Annotated in this window: 1 protein-coding gene; it reads left to right on the forward strand. The window is 69.9% G+C overall.

Features of this window, described 5'->3' with window-relative positions:
* Nucleotides 1-15276 (forward strand): non-ribosomal peptide synthase/polyketide synthase (locus tag U8525_RS33775; RefSeq protein ID WP_374270860.1); only part of this gene is annotated, 15276 nt, incomplete at both ends.

Consider the following 15276-nt stretch of genomic DNA (forward strand, 5'->3'; position numbering starts at 1 on the left):
CGAATCGAGCTGGGAGAAGTGGAAGCGGCGCTGCTGGGGCAGGACGGCATCGCGGAAGCGACGGTGGTGGTGCGCGAGGTGGGCGGGGACAAGCGGCTCGTGGCGTACCTGGTGGCGAAGCCGGGGAAGGACCTCGACCCGAAGGCGGTGGAGGAGGAGCTGCGCAAGCACCTGCCGGAGTACATGGTGCCGTCGGCGATGGGGGTGCTGGACGCGCTGCCGCTCACGGCCAACGGCAAGGTGGACCGCAAGGCGCTCGGCGCCCTGGAGGCGCCTCGGTCGGAGTCGCGGTACGAAGCGCCTCGCACGGCGACCGAGCTTGAGTTGTCGGCCATCTGGGCCGAACTTCTGCGAGTCCCCCGTGTGGGCCGGCAGGACGACTTCTTCGCGCTGGGGGGCCACTCGCTGCTGGCGACGCGGGTGGTGTCGCGCCTCCGCACGGACCTGGGCGTGGAGCTGCCGCTGCGCACGTTGTTCGGTGCTTCGACGCTGGAGGCGTTCGCCCGCCGAGTGGAGGAGGCCACCCGTTCAGAAGCGAAGGCCCTGGTGCGGGTGCAGGGAGCCGGGCCGCGTCCGCTGTCCTTCGCGCAGCAGCGGCTGTGGTTCATTGAGCAACTGGAGCCGGGCACGGCGCTCTACAACGTGCCCGTGGTGGTGCGGTTGGAGGGCAGCCTGCGTGCGGAGGTACTCGAGCAGGTCCTGCGAGAAATCTCGCGCCGCCACGAGGCCTTGCGGACGACGTTCGACCAGGACGCCGAGCAGGCCATCCAGGTCATCCATGGGGAGCCGGAGCTACCGCTGGAGGTGGTGGACCTCCGGGACCTGGAACCGTCCCAGAGGGGGGTAGAGACCCGCCGTCGGATCGAGCAGGAGGCGTTGAAGCCGTTCGACCTGCGAAAGGGGCCCCTCGCTCGAGCCATGCTGGTGAAGCTGGGCGTGCAGGAGCACGTGCTGGCGATCACGATGCATCACATCGTGTCGGACGGCTGGTCGCTGGGCGTGCTCGTGCGCGAGGTGAGCGCGCTGTACGCCGCCTTCTCTGAAGGCAAGCCGTCGCCGCTGCCGGAGCTGCCGGTGCAGTACGCGGACTACGCGGTGTGGCAGCAGCAGACCTTGCAGGGCGAGGTGTTGCGGCGCGAGGTGGAACACTGGAAGCATGCGCTCGCGGGAGCGCCGCCGGTGCTGGAGCTGCCCACGGACCGTCCACGTCCAGCGGTGCGCGGCAACAGGGGCGCCGTGCATGGGTTCCTCTGGCCGCGGGAGTTCGAGCAGTCGCTGCGAGCCCTGGCCCAGCGTGAGGGCGCCTCGCTCTACATGGTGTTGCTGGCCGGGTGGCAGGTATTGATGGCCCGCTACTCGGGGCAGACAGACATCAGCGTGGGCTCGCCCATCGCGGGCAGGACGCGCTCGGAGCTGGAAGGGCTCATCGGCTTCTTCGTCAACACGCTGGTGCTGCGAGCGCAGGTGGAGGGAGAGCAGTCCTTCCAGGAACTGCTCAAGCAGGTCCGGGGAACGGTGCTGGACGCATACGAGCACCAGGAGGTGCCGTTCGAGAAGCTGGTGGAGGCGTTGCAGCCGGAGCGCAGCCTGAGCCACACGCCGCTGTTCCAGACGTTGATGGCGCTCCAGAACGTGCCCATCGGTGAAATGGCGCTTCCGGGTCTGACCCTGAAGCCGGTGAACTTCGAAGGACGCACGTCGAAGTTCGACGTGAGCCTCTTCTTCACGGAGACGCAGCAGGGGTTGAGCGGAGCTGTGGAGTACAGCACGGACCTGTTTGAAGCAGGGACGGTGCGCCGGATGGTGGAGCACCTGAGAGTGCTGCTGGAAGGGGTGGTGGCGAAGCCGGAAGCAGCGGTGGGGCGGCTGCCCCTGCTCACGGAGGCGGAGCGCCAGCAGGTGCTGGTGACGTGGAACCAGACGCAGGGGGAGTACGAGCGGGACGCGACGATTCCACGGCTCTTCGAGGCACAGGCGAAGCGCACGCCGAATGCGGTGGCGGTGGTGAGCGGCAAGCAGCGGCTGACGTACCGGGAGGTGGAGGGGAGGGCGAACCAGTTGGCGCAGCGGCTGCGCAAGCTGGGAGTGGGCCCGGAGTCGCGAGTGGGGCTGTGCGTGGAGCGCACGGCGGACGTGGTGGTGGGGACGCTGGGCATTCTCAAGGCGGGCGGCGCCTACGTGCCGTTGGACCCGAGCTACCCGAAGGAGCGACTGGGCTGGCTGCTGGAGGACGCGCAGGGCCCGGCGCTGGTGGCGCACTCGCACCTGCTGGAGTCGCTGCCGGCCTTCAGCGCGCAGGCGGTGTGCCTGGACCGAGAGGAGGAGTGGGAGGAGGAGTCCTGCTGCCCGGTGGAGTCGGAGGTGCGGCCGGAGAACGTGGCGTACCTCATCTACACGTCTGGGAGCACGGGGCGGCCGAAGGGAGTGGCGGTGACACACCGGAACGCGGCGGCGTTCCTGGCGTGGGCGACGGAGACATTCACGGAGGAGGAGACGAAGGCGGTGCTGGCGGCGACGAGCCTGAACTTCGACCTCTCCGTCTTCGAGCTCTTCGCGCCATTGGTGAGGGGCGGCAGCGTGGTGGTGGTGCGCAACGCGTTGCACCTGGCGGAGGAGAAGCCAGAGGTGGAGGTGACGCTCATCAACACGGTGCCGTCGGCGATGGCGCAGTTGGTGAGGATGAACGCGGTGCCTGCGTCGGTGCAAGTCGTCAACCTCGCGGGAGAAGCCTTGCCGGAGGCGCTGGCGAAGCAGGTGTATGGCCTCCCCACGGTGAGGAAGCTGTACAACCTGTACGGCCCGTCGGAAGACACGACGTACTCGACATGGTCGCTGGTGGGGAGGGAGGAGGTGCCGAACATCGGCCGTCCGCTCAGCAACACGCGGGCGTACGTGCTGGACAGGTACCTGCAACCGGTGCCGGTGGGAGTGGCGGGGGAGTTGTTCCTTGCGGGGGAGGGGCAGGCGCGCGGGTACCTGCTGAGGCCGGAGCTGACGGCGGAGAGGTTCCTGCCGGAGGTGTACGGCCCCGAAGGCAGCCGGATGTACCGCACGGGAGACCGGGTGCGGTACCGGGGGGACGGGGTGCTGGAGTACCTGGGGCGGGTGGACTTCCAGGTGAAGGTGCGGGGCTTCCGCATCGAGTTGGGGGAGGTGGAGTCCGCGCTGAGGCAGCAGGAGGCGGTGAAGGAAGCGGTGGTGGTGGCGAAGGGGGAGGGGGCGGAGAAGAGGCTCGTGGCGTACGTGGTGCCGAAGGCGGGCGCGACGCTGGAAGCGGAGGCGTTGAAGGTGAGCCTGCGCCAGCGGGTGCCGGAGTACATGGTGCCGGGGGCAGTGGTGGTGCTGGAGTCGCTGCCGCTCAACGCGAACGGGAAGGTGGAGCGCAAGGGGCTGCCGGAGCCGGAGGCGCCGGCCTCCACGCACCAGTACGTGGCCCCGCGCACGGAGGGGGAGGCGAAGCTGGCGGCCATCTGGGCGGAGGTGCTGCGGGTGCCGCGGGTGGGCGCGAAGGACAACTTCTTCGCGCTGGGCGGTCACTCGCTGCTGGCCACGCAGGTGGTGTCGCGAGTGCGCGCGGAGACAGGCGCGGAGTTGCCGCTGCGCGCGTTGTTTGAAGCGCCCACGGTGGAAGCCCTCGCTCGCCGGCTGGAGACGGCCGGACGCGCGAACATCACGGCGATGAGGTTGGAGCGGGGCGACGCCACCGGACCGCTGTCGTTCGCGCAGCAGCGGCTGTGGTTCATCGACCAGTTGGAGCCGGGCTCTGCGCTCTACAACGTGCCAGTCGCGGTTCGGCTGGAAGGCACGCTGCACCAAGACGTCCTGGAGCGAGCGTTGCGCGAAGTGGTGCGGCGCCATGAGGCGTTGCGGACGACCTTCATGGAAGTGAACGGCCAGCCCATCCAGGTCATCCAGCCGGACGCCAGCCTGCATCTGGAGCAGGAGGAGGTGCCTGGTGTGGATGCGCGGGAGCGGGAGGCACAGGCGCGGCAGCGGCTTGCCCAGGAGCTCCTGACGCCGTTCGACCTGCGGCGAGGGCCGTTGTTCCGGGCGCTGTTGTTGAGGTTGGACGCGCAGCACCACGTGCTCGTCGTCACGATGCACCACATCGTGTCCGACGGCTGGTCCGTCGGAGTGCTCATGCGCGAAGTGAGCGCGCTCTACGCGGCGTTCGCGGAAGGACGCCCGTCGCCGCTGCCGGAGCTGCCGGTGCAGTACGCGGACTACGCGGTCTGGCAGCGGCAGGGGCTGCGGGGGGACGCGCTCCAGCGGGAGGTGGACTACTGGAAGCGGAAGCTCGCCGGCGCGGCGCCCGTGCTGGAGCTGCCCACGGATCATCCTCGTCCGGCGGTGCGTGGCAACGCAGGCGCCTACCATGTCTTCCGCTGGCCGGCGGCGTTCGCCCAGGGGCTCCGCGACCTGGCGCAGCGCGAAGGCGCCTCCCTCTACATGGTGTTGCTGGCGGGCTGGCAGGTCCTGTTGTCGAGGTACTCGGGGCAGGAGGACATCAGCATTGGTTCGCCCATCGCGGGCCGCACGCGTGCGGAGGTGGAGGGCCTCATCGGCTTCTTCGTCAACACGCTGGTGCTGCGGACGCATGTGGAGGGCGGTGCGTCCTTCCGGGCCCTGTTGAAGCAGGTGCGCGAGACAGTCCTGGAGGCGCACGAGCACCAGGAGGTGCCCTTCGAGAAGCTGGTGGAGGCGCTTCATCCGGAGCGCAGTCGCAGCCACACGCCGCTCTTCCAGTCGCTGCTGGCGCTCCAGAACGTGCCCGTGGGTGAAGCCCGGCTGCCCGGCATGACGCTCAAGCCTGTGGAACTCGAGGGAAACACGTCGAAGTTCGACCTGAGCGTCTTCTTCGTGGAGGTACCGGAGGGACTGATCGGAACCCTGGAGTACAGCACGGACCTCTTCGAGGTCGCGACGGTGCGTCGGATGGTCGAGCACCTGCGTGTGCTGCTCGATGCCGCGCTGACAAGACCCGATGCGAGGGTCGATGCGCTGCCCCTGCTGGACGCGGGTGAGCGAAGCCAGCTCGTGGAGCAGTGGCCTCATCCTCGAAGCGAGCACCCGGGCACCGATCCGGTGCACGTGCGCTTCGAGGAGCAAGCGCGGAGGACCCCGGACGCGGTGGCGCTGAAGTCCGCGGGGCGCGGAGAGTCGCTGACGTACGGTGAGCTGGACGCGAAGGCGAACCAGCTGGCGCACCAGCTGAGGAGCCAGGGAGTGAAGCGAGGCACGCGGGTGGGCGTGTACGTGGAGCGCTCGTTGGAGCTGGTGGTGGGGCTGCTGGCCGTCTTGAAGGCGGGTGGAGCGTACGTGCCGGTGGAGCGCAACTACCCGGCGGAGCGAATCGCGCTGATGCTGGAGGAGGCAGGAGTTGAAGTGACGCTGACGCAGCAGGCGCTGGTGGAGAAGCTGCCGGCGAGCGCGGGCCGCCCGTTGGCGCTGGACACGGCGTGGAGCGAAGTCGCCCGTCAGCCGAGGACGGGGCTTGGGGTGGAGGTGAGCGGGGAGGACCTGGCGTACGTGATGTTCACGTCGGGAAGCACGGGCCGACCGAAGGGGGTGTGCATTCCGCACCGGGGCCTGACGAGGCTGGTGGTGGGAAGCGGCTTCATGCGAATGGGGAGGGAGGAGGTGTGGCTGCAAGTGGCGCCGGTGGCCTTCGACGCGTCGACGCTGGAGGTGTGGGGAGCGCTGCTGAGCGGGGGGAAGCTGGTGGTGGCGCCGGCGCACGGGTTGACGCTGGAGGAGCTGGGCAGGCTGCTGAAGCAGGAGCGAATCAGCGCGCTGTGGCTGACGGCGGCGCTGTACGAGCAGATGGTGCTGCACCAGGTGGAGGCGCTGGCGGGTGTGTCGCAAGTGCTCGCGGGGGGCGACGTGCTGCCGGCCCAGCGGGTGCGTGAGCACCTGAAGCAGCTGCGGGAGGGGGCGGTGCTGGTGAATGGCTATGGCCCGACGGAGAACACCACCTTCTCGGCGACGTACACGCTGAGGCGAGAGACGGTGCTGCCGTCGTCGGTGCCCATCGGCAGGCCAATTGGGAACTCGACGGCCTACGTGTTGGACGGGCACGGAGAGGTGGTGGGAGTGGGAATGCCTGGGGAGCTGTACGTGGGGGGAGAGGGCCTCGCGTGGGGCTACCTCAACCGGGCGGACCTCACGGCGGAGCGCTTCGTGCCGAATGCCTTCAGCGCGAAGGGGGGAGAGCGGCTGTACCGGACGGGAGACAAGGCGAGGTGGAGGGAAGACGGCACGCTGGAGTTCCTTGGGCGCACGGACGACCAGGTGAAGGTGCGAGGCTTCCGAATCGAGCTGGGAGAAGTGGAAGCGGCGCTGCTGGGGCAGGACGGCATCGCGGAAGCGACGGTGGTGGTGCGCGAGGTGGGCGGGGACAAGCGGCTCGTGGCGTACCTGGTGGCGAAGCCGGGGAGGGACCTCGACCCGAAGGCGGTGGAGGAGGAGCTGCGCAGGCACCTGCCGGAGTACATGGTGCCGTCGGCGATGGGGGTGCTGGACGCGCTGCCGCTCACGGCCAACGGCAAGGTGGACCGCAAGGCCCTGCCGGAGCTTGACGTGGCCCGGTCGGAGCGGGTGTACGAAGCGCCGCGTACGAAGACAGAAGCGAAGCTGGCGGCCATCTGGGCGGACGTCCTGCGCGTTCCCCAGGTGGGTCGGCAGGACGACTTCTTCGCGCTGGGCGGCCACTCGCTGCTGGCGACACAGGTGGCATCGCGGATCCGCACCGAGCTGGGCGCGGAGCTGCCGCTGCGCGTCCTGTTCGATGCACCCACCCTCGAGGCCCTGTCTCTGTGGCTGGAGAAGGCCGGTCGCGCCCAGGCTGCGATCCTGGCGGACGTGCCCATGGGGGGAGCGGTGCTGCCGCCGTTGTCCTTCGCGCAGCAGCGCCTGTGGTTCATCGATCAACTGGAGCCCGGTACGGCGCTGTACAACGTGCCCGTCGCCGTGCGGCTGGAGGGCGCGCTCGACGTGGGTGCCCTGGAGCGCTCCCTTCAAGAGGTCGCGCGCCGGCACGAGGTCCTGCGCACGACGTTCGCGGAGCATGACGGCCAGGCCGTCCAGGTCATCCATCCCTCCCTGTCACTGGAGCTGGAGCAGGTGGACCTGCGGACCGTCGACGCCGAGCACCGCTCGGACGAGGCCCGTCGGCAGGCCGAACAGGAGATGCTGCGTCCGTTCGACTTGAGCCGCGGGCCGCTGATCCGCGCGCGCCTGTTCGCGCTCTCGGAGCGCGAGCACGTCCTCGTCGTCACGATGCACCACATCGTGTCGGACGGCTGGTCGCTGGGCGTGCTGGTGCGTGAGCTGGGCGCGCTGTACGCGGCCTTCTCCACGGGGCAGCCGCCGTCCCTGCCGGAGCTGTCCGTGCAGTACGCGCGCTACGCCACATGGCAGCGCGGCTGGCTCCAGGGGGACGTGCTGGCACGGCAGGTCGGTTACTGGAAGCAGAAGCTCTCCGGCGCGCCGCCCGTGCTGGAGCTGCCCACGGACCGTCCGCGTCCTCCCGAGCGCGGCATCGCGGGCGCGACGCACGCCTTCGCCCTGTCCCAGTCCCTGACCGAAGGGCTCAAGGCCCTGGCCCAGCGTGAGGGAGCGTCGCTCTACATGGTGCTGCTGGCCGGGTGGCAGGTGCTGATGGCCCGCTACTCGGGGCAGACGGACATCAGCGTGGGCTCGCCGATCGCGGGGCGCACGCGCTCGGAGCTGGAAGGGCTCATCGGCTTCTTCGTCAACACGCTGGTGCTGCGCGCGAACGTGGAGGGCCGCCTGTCCTTCCGGGAGCTGCTCGCCCAGGTGCGCGAGACGGTGCTCGACGCATACGAGCACCAGGAGGTGCCGTTCGAGAAGTTGGTAGAGGCGTTGCAACCGGAGCGCAGTCTCAGCCACACGCCGCTGTTCCAGACGATGCTGGCCCTGCAGAACGTGCCCATGGGCGAGCTGCGGCTGCCGGACCTGGCCCTCAAGCCGATGGACGCGGAGAGCCCCATCGCGAAGTTCGACCTGAGCGTGACCCTCATGGAGGGACCTCGCGGGCTCACGGGCGTCCTGGAATACAGCACGGAGCTGTTCGACGCGGTCACCGTCCAGCGGATGGTCACGCATTGGCTCGTGCTCCTCGATGGCGCGGTGAAGCGACCGGACACGCCGGTGTCCCGCCTGCCCATGCTGACCGCCGCCGAGCGCCGCGAAATGCTGGAGGACTGGAACGCCACGCGGGCGCCGCTCCCCGAGGCGTGCCTGCACGCCCTCTTCGAGGCGCAGGTCCGTCGCACGCCAGCGGCAGTGGTCGCGGTCTTCGAGGGGACGCAGCTGACGTACGCGCAGCTGGACGCGCGCGCCAACCAGCTCGCCCATGCGCTGCGCCGTCGTGGCGTAGGCCCGGAGGTCCGCGTCGCCCTCAGCGTCGAGCGCTCCCTCGACATCGTCATCGGCCTCCTCGGCGTCCTCAAGGCCGGTGGCGCCTGGGTGCCGGTGGATCCGCTGCTGCCCCGGGAGCGCCTGGCCTTCATGCTGGAGGACAGCGCGGCCCAGGTCCTCGTCACCCAGCAGCCGCTGGTGGACCGCTTCCCGGAGGCCCTCCATGCCCGCGCGCTCTGCCTGGACTCGGAGCGTGAGTCGCTGGCGAAGGAGCCGACGGCGGCCCCCGTGACGGGCGTGACGCCCTCCAACCTGGCGTACCTGCTCTACACCTCGGGCAGCACGGGGACGCCCAAGGGCACGGCGGTGGAGCACCGCAGCGTCGCCAACCTCATCACCCACGAGGCGGTGGCCTACGGCATCGGCCCGGGCAGCCGCGTGCTTCAGTTCGCCAGCCTCAGCTTCGACCTGTCCGTGGAGGAGATCTTCACCACCCTCTGCAACGGCGCTACGCTGGTGCTCGCGCCGCTGGAGAAGCTGATGCCGGGCGCGCCGCTGCCCGTGCTGCTGCGGGAGCAGGAGCTGAGCGTGGTCAGCCTCACCCCCGCGGCGCTGGCGGCCACGTCCTCCGAAGGACTGCCCAAGGTGCGCACCGTCATCTCCGGCGGTGAGGCCCTGCCCGCGGACGTCGTGGCGCGCTGGGCTCCGGGACGGCGCCTGCTCAACACCTACGGCCCCACCGAAGCCACCGTCATCGCGACGTTTGGCGACATGGTGGCGGATGGGGACGTGCCGTCCATCGGCAAGCCGCTGGCGAACGTGCGCGTCTACGTGCTCGACCCGCACGGGCAGCCGGTGCCGGTGGGCGTGCGCGGTGAGTTGCACATTGGTGGCGTGGGCGTGGCGCGGGGGTACGGGGGACGGCCGGGCCTCACCGCCGAGCGCTTCGTGCCCGACGCCTTCTCGGGTGAAGAGGGCGCCCGTCTCTATCGCACGGGCGACGTGGTGCGCTGGCGCGCGGACGGTCAGCTGGACTTCGTGGGCCGCCTGGACTTCCAGGTGAAGGTGCGCGGCTTCCGCATCGAGCTCGGCGAGGTCGAAGCCACGCTGGCGCGGCAGCCGGGCGTGAGCGAGGCCGTGGTTCTGGTGCGGGGCGACGGCGCCGACAAGCGGCTGGTGGGCTACGTCGTGGCGAAAGAAGGCCACGCGCTGGAGGTGGACACGCTGCGCGCGGGCCTGCGTCAGGGAGTGCCGGAGTACATGGTGCCTGGGGCGCTGATGGTGCTGGACGCCCTGCCGCTCAACGCGAACGGCAAGGTGGACCGCACGGCGTTGCCGGAGCCGGAGGCCGCTCGCGTGGGCGACGCCTACGTGCCACCGCGCACCATGACCGAGGCGAAGCTCGCGGCCGTCTGGGCGGAGGTGCTGCGCCTGGAGCGCGTGGGCGTGAAGGACAACTTCTTCGCGCTGGGTGGCCACTCCCTGCTGGCGACGCAGGTGGTGTCACGCATCCGCGCGTCGCTGGGCGTAGAGCTGCCGCTGCGCCTGCTGTTCGAGGCGCCCACGGTGGAGGCGCTGGCGCAGCGGCTCACGCAGTTGGGGCGCTCCGGCGTGCCCGTGCTGAGCGCCGGAGCGCGTCCGGCGTCGCTGCCGCTGTCGTTCGCGCAGCAGCGGTTGTGGTTCATCGACCAACTGGAGCCGGGCAGCTCGCTCTACAACGTGCCCACCGTGGTGCGGCTGGAGGGCGACCTGGACGTCGCGGCGCTGGAGCAGTCGCTGCGGGAGGTCGTGCAACGGCACGAAGTCCTGCGCACGACCTTCGAGGAGGAGTCAGGCCAGCCCGTCCAGCGCATCCACGCGTCCGCGGACGTGCCGTTGAACACCGTGGACCTGTCTGGTTCCGGGGCCAGGCGGGAGGAAGAGGCCCGACAGCAGGTGCAGGCGGAGATGGCGAAGCCCTTCGACCTGATGCGGGGCCCGCTCCTGCGGACGCTGCTGCTGCGCCTGGACGCGCGCGACCACGTGCTCGTGATCACGATGCACCACGCCGTGTCCGACGGCTGGTCCGTGGGAGTCCTGCTCCGTGAGCTGGCCACGCTCTACACCGCGCTGGCGCGGGGACAGGCATGGATGCTGCCGCCGCTGCACGTGCAATACGCGGACTACGCGGCCTGGCAGCGCGACTGGTTGCAGGGGGCGACGCTCCAGCGCGAGGTGGACTACTGGAAGCAGGCGCTGACGGGCGCGCCGCCGGTATTGGAGCTGCCCACGGACCGTCCGCGTCCGGCGGTGCGCACCAACGCCGGCACGACGCTGGGGTTCATGCTGTCGCCAGAGCTGTCCCAGCGGTTGAGCGCGCTGGCCCAGCGCGAGGGAGCATCGCTCTACATGGTGCTGCTGGCCGGGTGGCAGGTGCTGATGGCCCGCTATTCGGGGCAGACGGATATCAGCGTGGGCTCGCCCATCGCGGGCAGGACGCGCTCGGAGCTGGAAGGGCTCATCGGCTTCTTCGTCAACACGCTGGTGCTGCGAGCGCAGGTGGAGGGAGACCAGTCGTTCCAGGAACTGCTCAAGCAGGTCCGGGGAACGGTGCTGGGCGCGTACGAGCACCAGGAGGTGCCGTTCGAGAAGCTGGTGGAGGCGTTGCAGCCGGAGCGCAGCCTGAGCCACACGCCGCTGTTCCAGACGTTGATGGCGCTCCAGAACGTGCCCTTCGAGGAGTCCCCGCTCCCCAACCTGGTGCTCAAGCCGGTGAACTTCGAAGGACGCACGTCGAAGTTCGACGTGAGCCTCTTCTTCACGGAGACGCCGCAGGGGTTGAGCGGAGCTGTGGAGTACAGCACGGACCTGTTTGAAGCAGGGACGGTGCGCCGGATGGTGGAGCACCTGAGAGTGCTGCTGGAAGGGGTGGTGGCGAAGCCGGAAGCAGCGGTGGGGCGGCTGCCCCTGCTCACGGAGGCGGAGCGCCAGCAGGTGCTGGTGACGTGGAACCAGACGCAGGGGGAGTACGAGCGGGACGCGACGATTCCGCGGCTCTTCGAGGCGCAGGCGAAGCGAACGCCGAACGCGGTGGCGGTGGTGAGCGGCAAGCAGCGGCTGACGTACCGGGAGGTGGAGGGGAGGGCGAACCAGCTGGCGCAGCGGCTGCGCAAGCTGGGGGTGGGCCCGGAGTCGCGAGTGGGGCTGTGCGTGGAGCGCACGGCGGACGTGGTGGTAGGGACGCTGGGCATTCTCAAGGCGGGCGGCGCCTACGTGCCGTTGGACCCGAGCTACCCGAAGGAGCGACTGGGCTGGCTGCTGGAGGACGCGCAGGGCCCGGCGCTGGTGGCGCACTCGCACCTGCTGGAGTCGCTGCCGGCCTTCAGCGCGCAGGCGGTGTGCCTGGACCGAGAGGAGGAGTGGGAGGAGGAGTCCTGCTGCCCGGTGGAGTCGGAGGTGCGGCCGGAGAACGTGGCGTACCTCATCTACACGTCTGGGAGCACGGGGCGGCCGAAGGGAGTGGCGGTGACGCACCGGAACGCGGCGGCGTTCCTGGCGTGGGCGACGGAGACATTCACGGAGGAGGAGACGAAGGCGGTGCTGGCGGCGACTTCGCTCAACTTCGACCTCTCCGTCTTTGAGCTCTTCGCGCCATTGGTGAGGGGAGGCAGCGTGGTGGTGGTGCGCAACGCGTTGCACCTGGCGGAGGAGAAGCCAGAGGTGGAGGTGACGCTCATCAACACGGTGCCGTCGGCGATGGCGCAGTTGGTGAGGATGAACGCGGTGCCTGCGTCGGTGCAAGTCATCAACCTCGCGGGAGAAGCCTTGCCGGAGGCGCTGGCGAAGCAGGTGTATGGCCTCCCCACGGTGAGGAAGCTGTACAACCTGTACGGCCCGTCGGAAGACACGACGTACTCGACATGGTCGCTGGTGGGGAGGGAGGAGGTGCCGAACATCGGCCGTCCGCTCAGCAACACGCGGGCGTACGTGCTGGACAGGTACCTGCAACCGGTGCCGGTGGGAGTGGCGGGGGAGTTGTTCCTTGCGGGGGAGGGGCAGGCGCGCGGGTACCTGCTGAGGCCGGAGCTGACGGCGGAGAGGTTCCTGCCGGAGGTGTACGGCCCCGAAGGCAGCCGGATGTACCGCACGGGGGACCGGGTGCGGTACCGGGGGGACGGGGTGCTGGAGTACCTGGGGCGGGTGGACTTCCAGGTGAAGGTGCGGGGCTTCCGCATCGAGCTGGGGGAGGTGGAGTTCGCGCTGAGGCAGCAGGAGGCGGTGAAGGAAGCGGTGGTGGTGGCGAAGGGGGAGGGGGCGGAGAAGAGGCTCGTGGCGTACGTGGTGCCGAAGGCGGGCGCGACGCTGGATGCCGACGCCCTGAAGGTGAGCCTGCGCCAGCGGGTGCCGGAGTACATGGTGCCGGGGGCAGTGGTGGTGCTGGAGGCGCTGCCGCTCAACGCGAACGGGAAGGTGGAGCGCAAGGCGCTGCCGGAGCCGGAAGCCCCGGCCTCCACGCACCAGTACGTGGCCCCGCGCACGGAGGGGGAGGCGAAGCTGGCGGCCATCTGGGCGGAGGTGCTGCGGGTGCCGCGAGTAGGTGTGAAGGACGACTTCTTCACGCTGGGCGGGCACTCGCTGCTGGCCACGCAGGTGGTGTCGCGAGTGCGCACGGAGACAGGCGCGGAGTTGCCGCTGCGCGCGTTGTTTGAAGCCCCCACGGTGGAATCCCTCGCTCGCCGGCTGGAGAAGGCCGGACGCGCGAAGGCACCGGCCCTGGTGCCTGTGTCTCGCGACGCACCGCTGCCGCTGTCGTTCGCGCAGCAGCGGCTGTGGTTCATCGACCAGTTGGAGCCGGGCTCTGCGCTCTACAACGTGCCTGTCGCGGTTCGGCTGGAGGGCGACCTGGACGTGGCGGTCCTGGAGCGTGCCTTGCGTGAGGTCGTGCGCCGTCACGAGGCCCTGCGGACGACGTTCGTCGCGGCCAACCCCGAACCGGCGCAAAGGCCCGTGGTCGAGAGCGCCTTCACGCTGGCAGTGGATGACCTGACGCGGAGCCCCGAAGCGCTCCGGACGCGCGTGGAGCAGGAGGTGTCCAGGCCCTTCGATCTTGCGCACGGTCCGCTCTTCCGCGCGCAGCTGCTGAAGCTCGGCGCGCGCGAGCATGTGCTCGTCATCACGATGCACCACATCGTGTCGGACGGCTGGTCGCTCGGCGTGTTGGTCCGCGAGGTCGGCGCGCTCTACGCGGCCTTCGCGCAGGGACAGCCCTCGCCGCTGCGGGAGCTGCCGGTGCAGTACGCGGACTACGCGGCATGGCAGCGCGGCTGGTTGCAGGGCGCGACGCTCCAGCGAGAGGTGGACTACTGGAAGCAGAAGCTCGCCGGCGCGCCGCCGGTGCTGGAGCTGCCCACGGATCGTCCGCGCCCGGCCGTGCGCGGGAATGCGGGCGCGACCCAGGGCTTCCTCTGGCCGCAATCCCTGGCCCAGGGCCTGCGAGGGCTCGCGCAGCGCGAAGGCGCCTCGCTTTACATGGTGCTGCTGGCGGGCTGGCAGGTGCTCCTGGCGCGCTACAGCGGTCAGGACGACATCAGCGTGGGTTCGCCCATCGCGGGCCGCACGCGTGCGGAGGTGGAGGGCCTCATCGGCTTCTTCGTCAACACGCTGGTGCTGCGGACGCATGTGGAGGGCGCTCAGTCCTTCCAGGCGCTGCTCAAGCAGGTGCGCGAGACGGTCCTGGAGGCGCAGGAGCACCAGGAGGTGCCCTTCGAGAAGCTGGTCGAGGCGCTCCAGCCCGAGCGCAGCCGCAGCCACACGCCGCTCTTCCAGACGCTGCTGGCACTCCAGAACGTGCCCGTCGGTGAAGCCCGGCTGCCCGGCATGACGCTCAAGCCCGTGGAGATCTCGGGTGGGACATCGAAGTTCGACCTGAGCGTCTTCTTCGTGGAGACCCCGGAGGGACTGAGCGGAACCTTGGAGTACAGCGCCGACCTGTTCGACGCCGCGACGGTGCGCCGGATGGCGGAACACCTGCGCGTGCTGTTGGAGGGCGTGCTGCAACAGCCCGAGACGCCAGTGACACGCCTCACCATGCTCGACGCGACCGAGCGCCGGCAGGTCGTGGTGGACCGGAACCAGACGGCCACGCCGTACTCCCGCGAGGTGGCGGTGCACGTGCGCTTCGAGGAGCAAGCGAGGAAGACCCCGGACGCGGTGGCGCTGAAGTCCGCGGGGCGCGGAGAGTCGCTGACGTACGGGGAGCTGGACGAGAAGGCAAACCAGCTGGCGCACCAGCTGAGGAGCCAGGGAGTGAAGCGAGGCACGCGGGTGGGCGTGTACGTGGAGCGCTCGTTGGAGCTGGTGGTGGGGCTGCTGGCCGTCTTGAAGGCGGGTGGAGCGTACGTGCCGGTGGAGCGCAACTACCCGGCGGAGCGAATCGCGCTGATGCTGGAGGAGGCAGGAGTTGAAGTGACGCTGACGCAGCAGGCGCTGGTGGAGAAGCTGCCGGCGAGCGCGGGCCGCCCGTTGGCGCTGGACACGGCGTGGAGCGAAGTCGCCCGTCAGCCGAGGACGGGGCTTGGGGTGGAGGTGAGCGGGGAGGACCTGGCGTACGTGATGTTCACGTCGGGAAGCACGGGCCGACCGAAGGGGGTGTGCATTCCGCACCGGGGCCTGACGAGGCTGGTGGTGGGAAGCGGCTTCATGCGAATGGGGAGGGAGGAGGTGTGGCTGCAAGTGGCGCCGGTGGCCTTCGACGCGTCGACGCTGGAGGTGTGGGGAGCGCTGCTGAACGGGGGGAAGCTGGTGGTGGCGCCGGCGCACGGGTTGACGCTGGAGGAGCTGGGCAGGCTGCTGAAGCAGGAGCGAATCAGCGCGCTGTGGCTGACGGCGGCGCTGTACGAGCAGATGGTGCTGCAC

This window comes from Corallococcus sp. RDP092CA (assembly GCF_041903675.1).
In the GTDB taxonomy this organism is placed as follows: Bacteria; Myxococcota; Myxococcia; order Myxococcales; family Myxococcaceae; genus Corallococcus.